Origin of the sequence: Staphylococcus sp. HMSC34G04, assembly GCF_001838765.1 — a bacterium.
Classification (GTDB): Bacteria; Bacillota; Bacilli; order Staphylococcales; family Staphylococcaceae; genus Staphylococcus; species Staphylococcus epidermidis.
In genome coordinates this window covers 1-18,217 of record NZ_KV838772.1, presented here as the reverse complement: position 1 = coordinate 18,217, position 18,217 = coordinate 1, and the positions used below count along the sequence as shown (strand labels likewise).

Below are 18,217 nucleotides of genomic sequence, written 5' to 3'. Positions count from 1 at the left end.
TACTTAAACATTATACATTATTAATTTTTAAAAATAAATATCCTAGTTTCATGTGTTCTATGAATACTGTAGAATAGAGGTAATTGAGTTTAACATCATTTCAAGACAACGTACACAATTTATTTTTCTATTTAAAATTCGATAATATAGAATTAACAAAAATTTAAATATTTAAAAACAAATACTTTATATATAGTTTAAACCTATTTCAAATACATAGAAAGGTGAGAATCGAATGATACTTTTACAACTTAATGACATCTCCAAATCGTTCGATGGTGAAGATATCTTCACAGATGTTAATTTTGAGGTGAAAACTGGCGAAAGAATCGGCGTAGTAGGCCGTAATGGAGCTGGTAAATCGACATTAATGAAAATCATAGCAGGTGTCGAAAATTACGATAGTGGTCATATATCAAAAATCAAAAATTTAACAATGAGTTATTTAACTCAGCAAATGACACTCAATTCAGAAGCTACTGTCTTTGAAGAAATGTCTAAGCCCTTTGAACACATTAAAAAAATTGAAAATTTAATTAAGGATGAAACAGATTGGCTTGCACGAAATGGACAAGATTATGAATCCGATGAATATCAATCACATATTGAAAAATATGAAACTTTAACTAATCGTTATGAGCAATTAGATGGTTATCAATATGAAAGTAAAATTAAAACAGTACTGCACGGGCTTAACTTTACAGAAAACGATTTCAACAAGCCTATTAATGATTTTAGTGGTGGTCAAAAAACGCGTCTTTCTCTTGCTCAAATGTTACTTAAAGAACCCGATCTACTCCTTCTTGATGAACCAACTAACCATCTAGACATGGAAACAACCAAGTGGTTAGAGGATTACTTAAAGTACTTTAAAGGAGCAATTGTGATTATCAGTCATGATAGATATTTTTTAGATAAAATTGTAACTCAAGTTTATGATGTTGCTCTAGGAAATGTAAAACACTATGTAGGAAACTATGAGCAATTTATAAAGCAACGTAATCAGTATTACGAAAAGCGCATGCAAGAATTTGAAAAGCAACAAGAAGAAATCAAGCGTTTAGAAACCTTTGTAGAAAAAAATATTACTCGTGCATCTACAAGTGGCATGGCTAAGAGTAGACGTAAAACATTGGAAAAAATGGAACGTATTGATAAACCTATGATAGATGCTAGAAGTGCAAATATACAATTTGGCTTCGACCGTAATACTGGTAATGATGTGATGCATATTCATGATTTAAAGATTGGTTACGACTCACCTATTACACGACCTATAAACCTCGAAGTCTTTAAAGGGGATCATATAGCTATCATTGGGCCAAATGGTGTTGGTAAAACAACATTGATAAAAACAATTGCTGAAAAACATCCAAAACTAGGTGGTCAAATTATCTTTGGTGCTAATTTACAAATTGGATACTATGATCAAAAACAAGCTGAATTTAAATCAAATAAAACCATTCTCGATTATGTTTGGGATCAATATCCACACATGAATGAAAAAGATGTACGTGCAGTATTGGGGCGTTTCTTGTTCGTTCAAGAAGACGTTAAAAAAATTATCAATGACTTATCCGGCGGAGAAAAAGCACGATTACAATTAGCACTTTTAATGTTACAACGTGATAATGTTCTTATCTTAGATGAACCGACTAACCATTTAGATATTGATTCTAAAGAAATGCTTGAACAAGCATTGAAAGATTTTGAAGGCACGATTATTTTTGTATCACATGATCGTTATTTTATTAACCAACTTGCAAATAAAGTTTTTGATTTAAACCGTAATGGTGGCCAAATGTATTTAGGAGATTATCAGTATTATATTGAGAAAACTGAAGAAGCTATTGCTATCAAAGCACATGAAACAGAAATTCAAAATAATTTTGAAAATAAAGAGATAAATCAAGACGCAAATACTTCAACCTATTTCAGTCAAAAACAACAAAAAAGACAACAACGTAAATTAGAAAGACAAATTGAACATTGTGAAAGACAAATCGAAGAATTAGAATCACAAATATCACATATCGAAGAACAGTTAACACAGCCTGAAGTATTTAACGACCCTCTAAAAGCTAGTAAATTTGCCAATCAAAAATCCGAAACCGAACAAAAATTAGAACAAATAATGTTAGAATGGGAAAAATTACAAGAAAAGCTCTAATTTCCAACATAATGACAAGACACCTAAAAGTCGAATATATGACTTTTCGGTGTCTTTTAGTATGTTTTTACACAAATATTATTAACAGCATGAATTACTTTCATAATCAATATCCACAGAGTTATCCTATTTATCCACAAGTAAATTAACACTTTTATGTTTTGAAATTAACTTATTTATTTACATATCCACAAACAACTTCACTACTTACCCACAACTTACTCACATTTTGTTGATAAGTACGCACGTTCCCTATTGACAACTTATTTTCCATTTTTAATTGTTTCAGATATTCATTTATGAAATAATTTATTGAGAAAGATAAAGGAGAACTAAACTTCATGACGAACAATCAAACCTTAGTACTAATTATATTAACTTTCATCATCCTAATTACACTTGTAAATGTAATTATATCTATAATAGAGAGACGTAAACAGATTGCTAAAATAAATACTTTATGGGATAACAAATTAAAATTAGAAAGTTTTATACGTCCTAATTCACGATTCGATGCCCAATACCGTACTTACCGTGATCATTATAATAAGCAGTCATTTATCGACGATAAGACTTGGTCAGACCTAAATATGGATACGTTATTTCATAAAATTAATTTTAATTTCACTGCAATTGGTGAAATGCGACTATATGCAACTTTAAGAGGTATGTTTAAGGTAAATCAAACCTCATTGATAAACATGTTTAAAGATAATAAAGTATTTCGTTTAAATGTATCTTACATTCTTTCTAAAATTGGTAAAAATGTATACCCTTTGTTTCCAGATCAAATGTTACCCTCTAAGCGTAATATTTTATTAATGTTTTGTCCGTTGTTACCATTTATTGGGTTTGCATTCATTTTTTTAATTCCTTCAAAAGGTATATTAATATGTCTTACTTTTATGATTTTAAATGCAATATTATCTTTCAAACTAAAAAAATCTTATGACCAAGATTTAAAATCAGTTTTTTATACTGCTAATGTTATAAAGCAAAGTCAAGCTTTAAGTAAGATTGAGAGCACGCCAGCGATAAGTGTTGATTTTACTCATTTTAAAGCTTCACGTCGTTTTAGCGGTTTATTAGCTAGATTAGAATCACAAGATATGGTGAGTAGCATAATTATGTTTATTAAATTAGTATTCATGATAGATTATGTTTTATTTCATTTAATACAACGTAGCTACTTTAAGTATCAAGAAGAAGTTATGGCATGTTATGACTATATAAGTATATTAGATAATCATTACTCTATAGCTATGTATCAACATACTTTGACACATTATTGTTATCCTAAAATCAATAACAATATTAATGGCCTTCAAATGAAATCAATCATTCATCCTCTGCTAGATGAAGAAAATGCGATTGCTAACACCATTGACATTTCAAATCATATATTACTCACAGGCTCTAATGCATCAGGAAAATCTACATTTATGAAAGCAGTTGCACTAAATTTGATTTTAGCTCAATCGATACAAACTGCAACAGCTTACTCATTTATTTATCAACCTGGCTATGTAATGACTTCAATGGCAAATGCGGATGACGTTTTAAGTGGTGACAGTTATTTCATGTCAGAACTTAAGTCTATTCGTAGATTATTTAACACTTATCAGTGCAATAAGATATATTGTTTTATAGATGAGATTTTTAAAGGAACGAATACAACCGAACGTATTGCCGCTTCTGAATCAGTATTATCGTATTTAGATAATCAAAAAGCATATCAGGTTATCGCTGCGACACATGATGTTGAACTATCAATATTATTAGAAAATACATATAATAATTATCATTTTAATGAATCTATTCAAGAAAATAGCATATTTTTCGATTACAAAATTAAACCTGGTAAAGCCAATACACGTAATGCAATTGAATTACTGCGTATTACACAGTTTCCTATCGATATTTATCAGCGTGCTCAACAAAATATTCGAAACCTCTAGAATTAATTAGTTTAATATTTATAAAAAAGTTAAGCGCCTATCTAAAAGTAGTCACTCTTAGATAGGCGCTTTGAAATATTATTTAAACAGAAAAAGTTTCAATATCAATATTATTTTGTCCATTTAAGGCTAAATCGCCACGCAAACCAGCTTGATATAAATAATATCCAGCAGCACCAATCATCGCTGCATTATCAGTGCAAAGAACAGGACTTGGAATAGTAAGGTGTATGCCTTCTTTTTTACATGCTTCACTTAGTGCAGCTCTTAATCCTTTATTACTAGCAACACCACCTGCAACAATTAAGCGATTAACATGATAGGTTTTACAAGCATGAATAGCTTTATGTGTTAAAACTTCTACAACGCTATTTTGGAAACTTGTTGCAACATCTTCAGCTACAATTTCAATATTTTTCTGTCTTAAATTGTGCAGTTTATTTATTACAGCACTTTTAAGACCACTAAAACTAAAATCATAACTATCTTTTTCGAGCCAAACTCTTGGAAAATCGTATATATCTTTACCTTTAGCTGCTAATCGATCAATATGCGGTCCACCAGGATAAGGTAAATTGATTGTTCGAGCAACTTTATCATAAGCTTCCCCTACTGCATCATCTCTCGTTTCACCAATCACTTCGAAATCTAAATGATTTTTCATATATACCAGTTCAGTATGACCACCAGATACAATCAATGATATAAGTGGAAACGTTAACGGTTGTTCTAAGTGATTGGCATAAATATGACCAGCAATATGATGTACTGGAATAATAGGCTTATCATAAGCAAATGCCAAAGCTTTAGCCGCATTAATACCAATTAATAAAGCTCCTATTAATCCAGGGCCTTGTGTAACTGCAATAGCGTCAATGTCTTCCATTTTCACTTTTGCACTCACTAATGATTCATCTATAGTTGCTGTTATCCCCTCAACATGATGTCTACTAGCAACTTCAGGTACAACACCACCAAAACGTTTGTGACTATCTATTTGACTTAAAACAGTATTAGATAAAAGTTCAGTACCATTCTTTACTACACTTACACTCGTTTCATCACAACTTGTTTCTATTGCTAAGATTAATGTATTATTTGTCATTTCAAATTCACCCACATGACTAATGCGTCCTCGCCTTCTCCATAATAATTCTTTCTTTTACCACCATTTTGAAATCCTAAATTTCTATAAACATGTTGTGCAACATCATTATCTATTCTTACTTCTAAACTCATCACATCACAAGAAAAACGTGCATAGTTCATTGCATATTTAAGTAAAAGTTGACCAAGACCATAGCCTCTAAATGCCTTTGATATAGCTATCGTTGTAATTTGTGCTTGATCAACGACTAACCATAAACCAACATATCCAATTATTTTGTCCCTAAATTCTATCACAAAATATGTTGCAAATTCGTTGTTTTCTATTTCATAATAAAATGCATCGATTGACCACGAACTGTGTGAGAAACTATTTCTTTCTATATCAAAAACTTTAGGTACATCTTCCACACTCATTTTCCTAATATTCAATTGTTCTCTTGTTGGTTTAACCAATTTCGTTCCGCCTCTGATAATTTATGGTATTTAGGAGTAAATGAATGTATATTTTCTGGTTTTTGAATTAATTGCTTCATACTTGAAGCTTTTGGTAACTGTTCTATGATATCACTGTCTAATAAATGTTTTATTTTTTCGGTATGATATCCTACAAACACATAAGGTTGGTTTAGTTGATGAAGTTTTTCAATAAGTTCAAAAATAGGTATATAAGTATCATCAATAATGGTTATTAATTCATTGTCTTGATATTGATAAACACCTGCATAAACTGCTTCTCTTCTAGCATCAAAAATAGGTACTAACAACTTCGTACTGTCTTTGACTGTGCTAGCAAGTGCTTTAAGTGATGAGACACCATATAAGTTAGTATTTAATGCATACGCTAATGTTTTAGCAACAGTAACCCCTATTCTAAGACCGGTATATGAACCTGGACCTTCCGCTACCACGATATCAGTTATTTCTGTTTTATTTAATTTACTTTCTGAAAGAATTTCTGCTATTTCAGGCATGAGTTGCACTGAATGATTCTTTTTGATATCAGTTGTTTTTTCAGCAATCACTTCATTATCTTTCATAATAGCTACTGATAAAGGTTGGTTTGACGTATCAATTAGAAGATAGTTCATTTAAAATTGCCTCCTTTACTAATGCATAATGTTGTCCATGTGTTTCAATAGATACTTGTCTCTCATTCGCATTTTTGACATTTATATTAATCGTTAAGTGATTAGGAGGAAGGAAATCTTTGATAAATTTACTCCATTCTATAACTATGATGGCATTGTCTTCAAAATATTCATCGAAACCTAAATCATCTTCCTCACCTTCAAGTCGATAACAGTCCATATGATGTAATCGTATGCTTGAACCTGTATAAGATTTGATTATATTAAATGTTGGTGAGTTTATCGTTCTTTTAACACCTAACGCTTTTCCTATAAATTGTGTTAATGTAGTTTTCCCTGCTCCTAGGTCACCATTTAGTAAAATCAAGTCCTTAGCACTTAAATGTTTTACAAGTATTTGAGCAAATTTATCCATTTCATTTAAATTGTGAATAGTTATCAATTTTTACTCTCCTATATATGATTATTTAAAATCAATTTATCTCTATATTTAAAGATATATATACATTTCTACGTGGTTTATTAACTTAATCATTGTAACAAATTTTAATTCAAATTTCTTCGTAAAATATTTAAGCTTGTCCTCTATAAATTTTTAGAAAATTCTAAATTTATTATTGACACAATTCATCACATGTAGTAAATTGAATTTATCAAATTTTAAAACAATTCAAACTATTAAGAATAAATGACCATTCAACGAAAGGAGTATAATAAAATGACTTATCTATCTACGCTAGACCTACCAACAACTCAACAAGCTATTATCATTTTATTATACTCGTAAGGACTCGAACTTTAGAAAGGTTTTAACTTCTAAATGTTTAAGTCCTATTTCTAGTTGGATGGGACTTAACAACGTCCCAATATTCATTGGGACGTTTTTTTATTTTCTAAATAATTATATGGGGGAATGATATATGCGAAGTGATATGATCAAAAAAGGAGATCACCAAGCTCCTGCAAGAAGTCTTTTACATGCGACTGGCGCTCTTAAACAACCTACAGATATGAATAAACCTTTCGTAGCAATTTGTAACTCTTATATTGATATTGTTCCTGGGCACGTTCATTTAAGAGAATTAGCAGACATCGCAAAGGAAGCTATTAGAGAAGCAGGTGCTATCCCATTCGAATTTAATACGATTGGTGTTGACGATGGAATAGCTATGGGACATATTGGCATGAGATATTCCTTACCTTCAAGAGAAATTATCGCAGATGCAGCTGAAACAGTTATTAACGCTCATTGGTTTGATGGTGTATTTTACATTCCTAATTGCGATAAAATTACGCCAGGAATGTTACTCGCAGCAGTTAGAACAAATGTACCAGCTATCTTTTGCTCAGGAGGCCCAATGAAAGCTGGTCTTTCCGCTCAAGGTAAGGCATTGACACTATCTTCAATGTTTGAAGCGGTTGGAGCTTTTAAAGAAGGAACAATCTCAAAAGAAGCATTTTTAGACATGGAACAAAACGCTTGTCCTACATGTGGTTCATGCGCCGGTATGTTTACCGCAAACTCAATGAACTGTTTAATGGAAGTTTTAGGTTTAGCCCTACCATATAATGGTACAGCTCTATCTGTGAGTGACCAACGTCGTGAAATGATTAGACAAGCAGCATTCAGGTTAGTTGAAAATATTAAACATGATATTAAACCTCGCGATATTATCACACAAGATGCGATTGATGATGCTTTTGCTCTTGATATGGCCATGGGAGGTTCTACTAATACTGTTCTTCATACTCTTGCAATTGCAAATGAAGCAGGTATTGACTACGACTTAGAACGTATTAATGAAATTGCTAAAAAAACACCTTACCTTTCTAAAATTGCACCTAGTTCTTCTTATTCTATGCATGATGTTCATGAAGCAGGTGGCGTGCCAGCTATCATAAATGAATTAATGAAAAAGGATGGCACTTTACATCCAGATAGATTAACAGTTACGGGTAAATCCTTGAGAGAAAATAATGAAGGTAAAAACATCAAAAATTTTGAAGTTATTCATCCTCTTGAAACCCCTTATGATAAGCAAGGTGGATTATCTGTCTTATTCGGAAACCTCGCACCTAAAGGAGCGGTAATCAAGGTCGGTGGAGTTGATCCTTCAATTAAAGTATTTACAGGAAAGGCAATTTGTTTCAACTCTCATGATGAAGCTGTTGAAGCCATTGATAATCATAAAGTAAGAGAGGGACATGTTGTTGTTATTAGATATGAGGGACCTAAGGGAGGTCCTGGAATGCCAGAAATGCTAGCCCCTACGTCTTCCATAGTGGGCAGAGGATTAGGTAAAGATGTTGCATTAATTACGGACGGTAGATTTTCGGGTGCAACTAGAGGTATTGCAGTTGGACACATTTCACCTGAAGCCGCTTCAGGTGGACCCATTGGCTTAATAAGAGATGGTGATAAAATTACGATTGATCTAATCAATAGAACTCTAAACGTAGATCAATCTGAAGAAGAACTGTATCGTCGTAAAAATCAGCTTGAACCATTTAAAGCAAAGGTTAAAACAGGCTACTTAGCTAGATATACTAGTTTAGTCACAAGCGCTAATACTGGTGGTATTATGCAAGTTCCGGAAAACCTTATTTAATTAGGAGATGATTAAAATGTCAAATCAAAAATCAATGGTTTCGCCTCACCCTTCTGTGCATCAAACAAAGAATTCACAACCCTTAATAACACGCAGTGGTTCTCAATTATTAGTTGAAGCACTTCAGCAAGAAGATGTAGATTTTATCTTCGGTTATCCTGGTGGTGCTGTCTTACCTTTATACGATACATTTTATGACGGGAAAATCAAACATATTCTTGCCCGTCATGAACAAGGTGCTACACATGCTGCTGAAGGATATGCGCGTGTCTCTGGTAAAACAGGAGTCGTTGTTGTAACAAGCGGACCTGGTGCAACAAATGCCATTACGGGTATTACTGATGCATTTAGTGACTCTTTACCACTAGTCGTTTTTACTGGTCAAGTTGCTACACCTGGTATAGGTAAAGATGCTTTCCAAGAAGCTGATTTACTCTCGATGACTACACCTATTACAAAACACAATTATCAAGTTAAAAAGATCGAAGACATTCCAAGAATTGTTCATGAAGCCTTTCATTTAGCGAACACTGGAAGAAAAGGCCCTGTAGTGATTGATTTTCCTAAAGATATGGGTGTTCTTAAAACTGATGTTGAACTTACGCAAGAAATTAATATTCCTGGCTATGAAGTTAATAGTAACCCTAATAAAGAGGATATTAATAGGTTAATATATATGATTAAAGAAGCTAAGAAACCTCTTATTCTTGCAGGTGCTGGTATTAATCACTCTAAATCTAATCATTTATTGACAGAATTTGTGACAAAACATCAAATCCCTACTGTCACAACTCTCCTTGGACTTGGAGCAATACCTTATCATCACCCCTTATTTTTAGGTATGGGTGGCATGCATGGATCTTATGCAAGTAATATGGCATTAACAAATTGTGATTTACTTATCAACTTAGGTAGTCGATTCGATGATCGTCTTGCAAGTAAGCCTGATGAATTCGCACCAAATGCAAAAGTTGTACATGTCGATATCGACCCTTCTGAAATAAATAAAGTTATTAATACAGATTTAGGTATAGTCGCTGATTGCAAACTTGTGCTTGAGAATTTATGCCATGAGCAAGTTTTAACATCCACCCACGAAGAATGGAACGATTATTGTATTAATAACAAAAGTAAATATCCATTTAAATATGATGATAATGATAAAACATTTTGTAAACCACAAAAAGCAATTGAATATATTGGTAAAGTTACCAATGGAAATGCAATTGTGACAACTGACGTAGGACAACACCAAATGTGGACAGCACAATTCTACCCATTTAAAAATTATGGCCAATGGGTAACAAGTGGCGGTTTAGGTACTATGGGATTTGGAATTCCATCAGCAATAGGAGCACAATTAGCTGAACCTGAGAAAACAGTTGTTTGTTTTGTAGGAGATGGTGGTTTTCAAATGACGAACCAAGAAATGGCTTTACTTCCAGAATATGAACTTAATGTCAAAATAGTACTTATTAATAATGGAACTTTAGGTATGGTCAAACAATGGCAAGATAAATTCTTTAATAAACGATTTTCTCATTCTGTATTTAATGATCAACCTAATTTTATGAAAATGGCGGAAGCTTATGGCGTTAAGGGATTCTTGATAGATTCTCCTGATAAATTAGAATCTTCAATTGATGAAGCATTTGCATATCATGGACCGGCACTCATTGAAGTTAGAATCTCACCTGTAGAACCAGTTAATCCAATGGTACCTAGTGGCAAATCAAATCATGAAATGGAGGGTTACTAATGGAACGAACAATTCATTTTACATTAGTTGATCAAGTGAGTACTTTGAACAGAATTACTAGCGCCTTCGTTCGCTTACAATGTAATATTGATGAACTTCATGTTAAACATTCAGACAAAGAAGGAATTTCTAATATGAAACTTAAAGTCAATATTAAAGATGATGATACTTTTAAAATTGTTCTTAAAAAACTATCACAACAAGTAAATGTACTAAGTGTAAAAAGTGAGTAAATGTTTTGATGCGCTAGTTAAAATGAAAAATCAACTAAACATAACTAACATCATACACTTTTTACGCACATATTATTTTGAAAATTCAGAACTTTCGATAAAATGACTGGAGGAATTTATTATGACAAAAGTATATTACGATGAAACAGTAACTCAAGATGCATTACAAGGTAAAAAAATTGCTGTCATTGGTTATGGCTCACAAGGACATGCACATGCACAAAATTTAAAGGACAATGGTTATGATGTAGTCATTGGTCTACGTCCAGGACGATCATTTAATAAAGCTAAAGAAGATGGATTTGATGTTTATACGGTAAGTGATGCTACACAACAAGCTGATGTAGTGATGGTACTATTGCCTGATGAAATTCAAGGTAAAGTATATAACGAGGAAATTAAACCACATTTAGAAAAAGGAAATGCTTTAGCATTCGCACACGGTTTTAATATCCACTTCAGTGTTATCGAACCACCTAGTGATGTCGATGTCTTTTTAGTAGCACCTAAAGGACCAGGTCATTTAGTTAGACGTACATTTGTTGAAGGAAGTGCCGTACCAGCATTATTTGGTGTTCAACAAGATGCTACAGGCCAAGCAAGAAACATTGCTTTAAGCTACGCAAAAGGCATTGGTGCTACTCGTGCCGGGGTCATTGAAACGACATTTAAAGAAGAAACTGAAACAGATTTATTCGGTGAACAAGCTGTTCTTTGTGGAGGAGTTTCCAAATTAATTCAGAGTGGTTTCGAAACACTTGTAGAAGCAGGTTACCAACCTGAATTAGCTTATTTTGAAGTCTTACACGAAATGAAATTAATTGTTGATTTAATGTATGAAGGCGGAATGGAAAACGTTCGTTATTCTATCTCTAACACTGCTGAATTTGGCGACTATGTTTCTGGACCAAGAGTAATTACACCTGATGTTAAAGAAAATATGAAAAAAGTACTTGAAGATATTCAAAATGGTAACTTTAGCCGTAGATTTGTTGAAGATAACAAAAATGGCTTTAAAGAATTCTATCAATTACGTGAAGATCAACATGGTCATCAAATTGAACAAGTTGGACGTGAATTAAGAGAAATGATGCCATTCATTAAATCTAAAAGTATTGAAAAATAACAACAGTAGAGGGGTGTTTTTAATGGAAGAACATATTCAAATTTTTGATACAACACTTAGAGATGGTGAACAAACGCCAGGAGTCAATTTTAGCTTTGATGAAAGATTGAAAATTGCCAAGCAACTAGAAAAATGGGGAGTAGATGTACTAGAAGCAGGTTTTCCTGCTTCTAGTACTGGTAGCTTTAAATCAGTAGAAGCTATAGCCAAAACTTTGACTACAACAGCAGTGTGTGGATTAGCTAGATGTAAAAAATCTGATATTGATGCTGTATATGAAGCCACTAAAGAAGCTGTAAAACCTCAAGTACATGTATTCATTGCAACCTCCCCTATTCATTTAGAACATAAATTAAAAATGACTCAAGATGAAGTTTTAACTTCAATCAAAGAACACGTTTCTTATGCTAAACAATTTTTTGAAGTCGTACAATTCTCTCCAGAGGATGCAACAAGAACTGAAATTCCATTTTTAATTGAATGTGTTCAAACTGCAATTAACGCAGGAGCCACAATTATCAACATCCCTGATACAGTTGGATTTAGTTATCCTACTGAATATGGTGAAATTTTTAAGCAATTAACACGGGCCGTTAAGTCAAATTCTAAAATTATCTTTAGTGCACATTGTCATGATGATCTTGGAATGGCAGTTGCTAATAGTTTAGCAGCTATTGAAGGTGGAGCTAGACGTATTGAAGGTACAGTGAACGGTATTGGTGAAAGAGCAGGAAATGCCGCACTTGAAGAAGTTGCTTTAGCTTTATATGTAAGGAAGGACCACTATGGTCTTGAATCTCAAATTAACCTTAAAGAAACTAAGAAAACATCTGACTTAATTTCAAGATATGCTGGTATCCGTGTACCTAGAAATAAAGCTATAGTAGGTCAAAATGCATTTAGTCATGAATCCGGAATTCACCAAGACGGTGTACTTAAACATCGTGAAACCTATGAAATCATGACACCTCAACTCGTAGGTGTAAATACTACAGAATTGCCATTAGGTAAATTGTCTGGTAAACATGCATTTGCCGAAAAGCTTAAATCTCTAGGGTATGAAATTAAATTGGAAGATCAAGTTACATTATTTAAACAATTTAAAGAAATTGCAGATAAGAAAAAAAATGTATCCGATAGAGATATTCATGCAATTATACATGGCTCTGAACATGAACACAATGCTATTTTTCAACTTGATAACTTACAACTTCAATACGTATCTAAAGGTCTACAAAGTGCAGTAGTAGTTATAAAGGAAAGAAACGGACAAATTAAACAAGATTCAAGTATTGGAACGGGGTCAATTGTTGCAATTTATAATGCTGTTGACCGAATTTTCAAGAGAGACGCAGAATTGATTGATTATCGTATTGATTCTGTAACAGAAGGTACTGATGCTCAAGCAGAAGTACATGTACGAATCATTATTAATCATATTGAAGTGACTGGCATAGGTATAGACCACGATATATTAAAAGCCTCATGTAAAGCATATATCGATGCTCATGCTAAATATATTTCAGAATATGAGTTGAAAGAAGGTATCCGTACATGAGTTATAAAATAGTTGCCTTACCTGGAGATGGTATAGGACCAGAGATTCTATCTGGTACATTAGAACTTTTAAAATTAATAAGTGAAAAATATCATTTTGAATACCATTTGGAAAGTCATCATTTTGGAGGTATCTCAATAGATAATTATGGTACACCTTTAACTAATGAAGCATTACAATCATGTAAAAATGCAGATGCTATATTATTAGGCGCGATTGGAGGGCCTAAATGGACAGACCCAAATAATCGTCCAGAACACGGTTTGTTAAAACTGAGAAAATCCTTAAATTTATTTGCTAATATTCGCCCTACATTTGTAACTAAAGGGGCTAGTCATCTTTCACCACTAAAACAAGATATTGTAGAAGGCACCGATTTAGTTATTGTAAGAGAATTAACGAGCGGTATTTATTTTGGTGAACCAAGCTATGTTAAAAAAAATGAAGCTTTAGACTCATTAAAATATTCAAGTCAAGAAATTGAACGTATTGTGAGAATCGCTTTTAATCTTGCAAACCGTAGACGTAAAAAATTAACATCTGTTGATAAGGAAAACGTTCTATCCTCTAGTAAGTTATGGCGACAGATAGTAAATGATGTAAAAAAGGATTTTCCAGAAGTAGAAGTTAATCATATGCTAGTTGATGCTTGTAGTATGCATCTTATCACCCAACCTACGCAATTTGATGTGATTGTAACAGAGAATCTTTTCGGAGATATCTTAAGTGATGAAGCATCTGTTATACCAGGCTCTCTAGGTCTTTCTCCTTCAGCTAGTTTTGGTCAAACAGGTACACGTCTGTATGAACCAATTCATGGTTCAGCTCCAGATATAGCTAATGAAGATAAAGCGAATCCATTTGGTATGGTTCTCTCTTTAGCACTTTGCTTAAGAGAAAGTTTAAATCAAATTGATGCGGCTAACGAACTTGAGTCAATTGTTTACTCGTTTATTCAATCTAATAAGACAACTGCAGATTTAGGTGGACAATATCGAACCTCAGAAATTTTTAAGTTGCTTAAAGAAAAATATTTATAAGAGGAGGAGAAAATTATGGGTCAAACACTTTTTGATAAAGTATGGAAAAAACATGTGCTTCATGGAAAAGAAGGTGAACCACAATTATTGTATATTGATTTACATCTCATTCATGAAGTTACTTCTCCTCAAGCGTTTGAAGGACTTAGAATACAAAATCGTAAACTTAGAAGACCTGATCTAACCTTTGCAACTTTAGATCATAACGTTCCCACAATTGATATTTTTAATATAAAAGATGAAATTGCCTATAAACAAATTACAACTTTACAACAAAATGCTAAAGACTTTGGCGTACATATTTTTGATATGGGTTCTGACGAACAAGGTATCGTACATATGGTTGGACCAGAAACTGGATTAACACAACCAGGAAAAACTATTGTTTGTGGAGATTCCCATACTGCTACACATGGCGCATTTGGTGCTATCGCATTTGGGATAGGAACAAGCGAGGTTGAACATGTATTTGCTACACAAACATTATGGCAAACAAAACCTAAAAATTTGAAAATTAATATAAATGGTTCTTTACCACCTGGAGTTTATGCTAAAGACATTATTTTATATTTAATCAATCAATATGGTGTAGATTTCGGTACTGGTTATGCGCTTGAATTTACAGGGGAAACTATAAAAAATTTATCCATGGAAGCACGTATGACGATTTGTAATATGGCTATTGAAGCAGGAGCAAAGTATGGTTTAATGCAACCTGATGAAACAACATTTAATTACGTAAAAGGTCGTCCTTATGCTACTGATTTTGATAGTTCTATGGAGTGGTGGAAAGAACTTTATTCTGATGATGATGCCTATTTTGAGAAAGTTATTGAACTTGATGTAACAAATTTAGAACCTCAAGTAACTTGGGGAACTAACCCAGAAATGGGAGTTAGTTTTAGTAATCCATTCCCAGAAATTAAAAATGCAAATGACCAACGTGCTTATGACTATATGGGACTTCAACCAGGTCAAAAAGCCGAAGATATAAAATTAGGTTACGTTTTTTTAGGTTCATGCACGAATGCAAGATTATCAGATCTTATTGAAGCAAGTCATATTATTAAAGGACAACAAGTACATCCAAATATTACTGCTATTGTGGTTCCAGGTTCAAGAACTGTTAAGAAGGAAGCTGAAGCTCTGGGTCTAGATAAATTATTTAAAGATGCTGGATTTGAGTGGCGTGAACCAGGTTGTTCTATGTGCTTAGGTATGAATCCAGATCAAGTTCCAGAAGGAGTACATTGTGCCTCCACGAGTAATCGCAATTTTGAAGGAAGACAAGGCAAAGGCGCTCGTACACATTTGGTATCTCCTGCTATGGCAGCAGCTGCTGCGATTAATGGTAAATTCATTGATGTTAGAAAGGTGGTAGTGTAATTGGAAATCAAACCGATAACAATATATACCGGAAAAACTGTCCCCCTTTTTTATGACAATATAGATACTGACCAAATCATTCCCAAAGTGCATCTTAAGCGGGTCTCTAAATCAGGCTTTGGACCTTTTGCTTTTGATGAATGGCGTTACTTACCTGATGGTAGTGATAATCCTGATTTTAATCCTAATAAACCTGAATATCATGGTGCGTCAATTCTCATTACTGGAGATAACTTTGGTTGTGGTTCTAGCCGTGAGCATGCAGCGTGGGCCTTAAAAGATTATGGTTTTAACATTATTATTGCAGGAAGTTTTAGTGATATCTTTTACATGAATTGTACTAAAAACGCAATGTTACCTATATGTTTAAATCAGAAAGAACGAGAACATTTAGCTCAATTTGATGAAATAACTGTTGATTTACCTAATCAAACAGTGTCTACGGTGTCTCAGTCTTTTCATTTTGATATAGATGAAACCTGGAAAAATAAATTAATCCATGGCTTAGACGATATTGCTATTACTTTACAATTTGAAAATTTAATAGAAAAATACGAAAAAACTTTTTAAAGGTGTGAAAGACAGTGACAGTAAGAACTAAAGTTTCGACAAAAGATATAGATGAAGCATATTTACGTCTGAAAAATATAGTAAAAGAAACTCCCTTACAATTCGATCATTACTTATCTCAAAAATATAATTGTAATGTTTATTTAAAAAGAGAAGATTTACAGTGGGTACGATCCTTTAAATTAAGAGGAGCTTATAATGCTATATCAGTATTATCCAATGAAGAAAAAAATAAAGGTATTACTTGCGCAAGTGCTGGAAATCATGCTCAAGGTGTTGCTTATACTGCAAAAAAACTCAATTTAAAAGCTGTTATTTTCATGCCAGTAACTACACCACGGCAAAAAATCAATCAAGTCAAATTCTTCGGGGATAATAACGTAGAAATAGTACTAATTGGCGATACATTTGATCACTGCTTAGCACAAGCTTTAAACTATACGAAGCAACATAAAATGAATTTCATTGATCCATTTAATAATGTATATACTATTGCAGGACAAGGCACTATAGCTAAGGAAATATTAAATCAAGCTGAAAAAGAGGATAATACATTTGATTATGTATTTGCTGCTATAGGTGGTGGCGGTCTTATTTCAGGAGTGAGCACATATTTTAAGACACATTCCCCCCACACTAAAATTATCGGTGTTGAACCAACTGGTGCCAGTAGTATGTATCAATCAGTCATTATCAACCATAGTATAGTTACTTTAGAAAATATTGATAAATTTGTTGATGGAGCTTCAGTAGCAAGAGTTGGTGATATTACTTTTGAAATTGCGAAAGATAAAGTGGATGATTACGTTCAAGTTGACGAAGGAGCTGTTTGCTCCACAATTCTGGATATGTACTCTAAACAAGCGATTGTTGCTGAACCAGCTGGTGCTTTAAGTGTAAGTGCCTTAGAGCAATATAAAAAGCAGATTGAAAATAAAACAATTGTTTGCATAGTAAGTGGAGGCAACAATGATATTAATCGTATGAAAGAAATAGAAGAGCGTTCTCTTCTATTTGAAGAAATGAAACATTACTTTATTTTAAATTTTCCACAAAGACCTGGTGCTTTAAGAGAATTCGTTAATGATGTCCTCGGACCTCAAGACGATATTACAAAATTTGAATATTTAAAGAAAACATCACAAAACACTGGAACTGTTATTATAGGTATACAGCTGAAACATCATGATGATCTCATTCAGTTAAAAGATCGTGTATGTCAATTTGATCCTTCTAATATTTATATCAATGAAAATAAAATGTTATATTCATTGCTTATTTAAACTAATTTTATATCCAAGTCTCAAGACGACGAGTATATTATTAATTCGTCGTCTTCATTTTAGTGTCTTACTGTAGAATGTCAGTTTAATTCCTCGGTTAAGAAGCTTTATCCATTTGAGATAAGCGCTCGCCTCTTGTTTCATTTTCAACTCTTGTTGATCCTTGTAGCTCGAATAATTTCATTGCTCTCGCTCCCTAATTCATGAGTTCAAAACGCTTTCTCTTCGTCGAGATCCTTACTTCTCATATCAAACACTTTCTTTTTAAAACTATTTTTGCATAAAAAAAGAGACATTTCGGTCTCGATTAGGCTCATCGCATCCATA

General features: G+C 33.0%; 15 protein-coding genes. 11 read left to right on the top strand and 4 right to left on the bottom strand.

Features of this window, described 5'->3' with window-relative positions; all coding sequences use genetic code 11:
- Window positions 1-235: 235 nt before the first annotated feature.
- Window positions 236-2,170 (top strand): ABC-F family ATP-binding cassette domain-containing protein, encoded by a 1,935-nt coding sequence (locus tag HMPREF3241_RS11395; protein ID WP_070853670.1) that lies wholly within the window; start codon window positions 236-238, stop codon window positions 2,168-2,170.
- Between the two features lie 341 nt (window positions 2,171-2,511).
- Window positions 2,512-4,128, top strand: a complete 1,617-nt coding sequence (locus tag HMPREF3241_RS11390; RefSeq protein WP_002447526.1) for a MutS-related protein — start codon at window positions 2,512-2,514, stop codon at window positions 4,126-4,128.
- 82 nt (window positions 4,129-4,210) lie between these two features.
- On the opposite strand, the gene tsaD is transcribed toward HMPREF3241_RS11390, so the two are convergent.
- From tsaD to tsaE, 4 genes are read right to left on the bottom strand one after another with little or no spacing between them, the layout of a single operon-like run.
- Window positions 4,211-5,233: a tRNA (adenosine(37)-N6)-threonylcarbamoyltransferase complex transferase subunit TsaD gene (gene tsaD / locus HMPREF3241_RS11385; protein ID WP_002495672.1), complete on the bottom strand. Its 1,023-nt coding sequence runs from the start codon at window positions 5,231-5,233 to the stop codon at window positions 4,211-4,213.
- The gene (gene rimI, locus HMPREF3241_RS11380; RefSeq protein WP_002495673.1) at window positions 5,230-5,691 is read right to left on the bottom strand and encodes a ribosomal protein S18-alanine N-acetyltransferase; all 462 of its coding nucleotides are present in this window, start codon (window positions 5,689-5,691) and stop codon (window positions 5,230-5,232) included. Before rimI ends, tsaD begins: the two co-directional genes overlap by 4 nt.
- Complete coding sequence (gene tsaB, locus HMPREF3241_RS11375; RefSeq protein ID WP_002447529.1) at window positions 5,664-6,326, bottom strand: tRNA (adenosine(37)-N6)-threonylcarbamoyltransferase complex dimerization subunit type 1 TsaB; 663 nt, start codon at window positions 6,324-6,326, stop codon at window positions 5,664-5,666. Before tsaB ends, rimI begins: the two co-directional genes overlap by 28 nt.
- Window positions 6,307-6,768 (bottom strand): tRNA (adenosine(37)-N6)-threonylcarbamoyltransferase complex ATPase subunit type 1 TsaE, encoded by a 462-nt coding sequence (tsaE, locus tag HMPREF3241_RS11370; RefSeq protein ID WP_002447530.1) that lies wholly within the window; start codon window positions 6,766-6,768, stop codon window positions 6,307-6,309. The genes tsaB and tsaE overlap by 20 nt, the downstream gene beginning before the upstream one ends.
- Before the next feature lie 478 nt (window positions 6,769-7,246).
- Here tsaE and ilvD point away from each other — a divergent pair, with 478 nt between their 5' ends.
- The 9 genes from ilvD to ilvA all read left to right on the top strand — a co-directional run bounded on the left by ilvD (window position 7,247) and on the right by ilvA (window position 17,890).
- Complete coding sequence (ilvD, locus tag HMPREF3241_RS11365; RefSeq protein WP_002447531.1) at window positions 7,247-8,935, top strand: dihydroxy-acid dehydratase; 1,689 nt, start codon at window positions 7,247-7,249, stop codon at window positions 8,933-8,935.
- Between the two features lie 34 nt (window positions 8,936-8,969).
- The gene (ilvB, locus tag HMPREF3241_RS11360) at window positions 8,970-10,694 is read left to right on the top strand and encodes a biosynthetic-type acetolactate synthase large subunit (RefSeq protein WP_050396446.1); all 1,725 of its coding nucleotides are present in this window, start codon (window positions 8,970-8,972) and stop codon (window positions 10,692-10,694) included.
- On the top strand, window positions 10,694-10,927 hold the full coding sequence (locus HMPREF3241_RS11355) for an ACT domain-containing protein (RefSeq protein WP_001830009.1): 234 nt from the start codon (window positions 10,694-10,696) through the stop codon (window positions 10,925-10,927). The genes ilvB and HMPREF3241_RS11355 overlap by 1 nt, the downstream gene beginning before the upstream one ends.
- Window positions 10,928-11,048: 121 nt before the next feature.
- Window positions 11,049-12,053, top strand: coding sequence for a ketol-acid reductoisomerase (gene ilvC / locus HMPREF3241_RS11350; RefSeq protein ID WP_002447533.1), 1,005 nt, complete (start codon window positions 11,049-11,051; stop codon window positions 12,051-12,053).
- A gap of 22 nt (window positions 12,054-12,075) precedes the next feature.
- The gene (locus HMPREF3241_RS11345; protein ID WP_002495674.1) at window positions 12,076-13,611 is read left to right on the top strand and encodes a 2-isopropylmalate synthase; all 1,536 of its coding nucleotides are present in this window, start codon (window positions 12,076-12,078) and stop codon (window positions 13,609-13,611) included.
- Window positions 13,608-14,651 carry a 3-isopropylmalate dehydrogenase gene (leuB, locus tag HMPREF3241_RS11340; RefSeq protein ID WP_002447535.1) on the top strand — a complete coding sequence of 348 codons (1,044 nt, stop codon included), beginning with the start codon at window positions 13,608-13,610 and terminating at the stop codon, window positions 14,649-14,651. Before HMPREF3241_RS11345 ends, leuB begins: the two co-directional genes overlap by 4 nt.
- Window positions 14,652-14,666: 15 nt before the next feature.
- Complete coding sequence (gene leuC / locus HMPREF3241_RS11335) at window positions 14,667-16,037, top strand: 3-isopropylmalate dehydratase large subunit (protein ID WP_002447536.1); 1,371 nt, start codon at window positions 14,667-14,669, stop codon at window positions 16,035-16,037.
- Entirely contained in the window at window positions 16,038-16,607 is a 570-nt protein-coding gene (leuD, locus tag HMPREF3241_RS11330; protein WP_002447537.1) for a 3-isopropylmalate dehydratase small subunit, read from the top strand.
- Between the two features lie 14 nt (window positions 16,608-16,621).
- Window positions 16,622-17,890: a threonine ammonia-lyase IlvA gene (gene ilvA / locus HMPREF3241_RS11325; RefSeq protein WP_002447538.1), complete on the top strand. Its 1,269-nt coding sequence runs from the start codon at window positions 16,622-16,624 to the stop codon at window positions 17,888-17,890.
- Window positions 17,891-18,217: the final 327 nt, after the last annotated feature.

Coding starts and splice junctions, on each gene's coding strand:
- HMPREF3241_RS11395 (WP_070853670.1), top strand. CDS start 236: ATGATACTTTTACAACTTAATGACATCTCCAAATCGTTCGATGGTGAA.
- HMPREF3241_RS11390 (WP_002447526.1), top strand. CDS start 2,512: ATGACGAACAATCAAACCTTAGTACTAATTATATTAACTTTCATCATC.
- tsaD (WP_002495672.1), bottom strand. CDS start 5,233: ATGACAAATAATACATTAATCTTAGCAATAGAAACAAGTTGTGATGAA.
- tsaB (WP_002447529.1), bottom strand. CDS start 6,326: ATGAACTATCTTCTAATTGATACGTCAAACCAACCTTTATCAGTAGCT.
- ilvD (WP_002447531.1), top strand. CDS start 7,247: ATGCGAAGTGATATGATCAAAAAAGGAGATCACCAAGCTCCTGCAAGA.
- ilvB (WP_050396446.1), top strand. CDS start 8,970: ATGGTTTCGCCTCACCCTTCTGTGCATCAAACAAAGAATTCACAACCC.
- HMPREF3241_RS11355 (WP_001830009.1), top strand. CDS start 10,694: ATGGAACGAACAATTCATTTTACATTAGTTGATCAAGTGAGTACTTTG.
- ilvC (WP_002447533.1), top strand. CDS start 11,049: ATGACAAAAGTATATTACGATGAAACAGTAACTCAAGATGCATTACAA.
- HMPREF3241_RS11345 (WP_002495674.1), top strand. CDS start 12,076: ATGGAAGAACATATTCAAATTTTTGATACAACACTTAGAGATGGTGAA.
- leuB (WP_002447535.1), top strand. CDS start 13,608: ATGAGTTATAAAATAGTTGCCTTACCTGGAGATGGTATAGGACCAGAG.
- leuC (WP_002447536.1), top strand. CDS start 14,667: ATGGGTCAAACACTTTTTGATAAAGTATGGAAAAAACATGTGCTTCAT.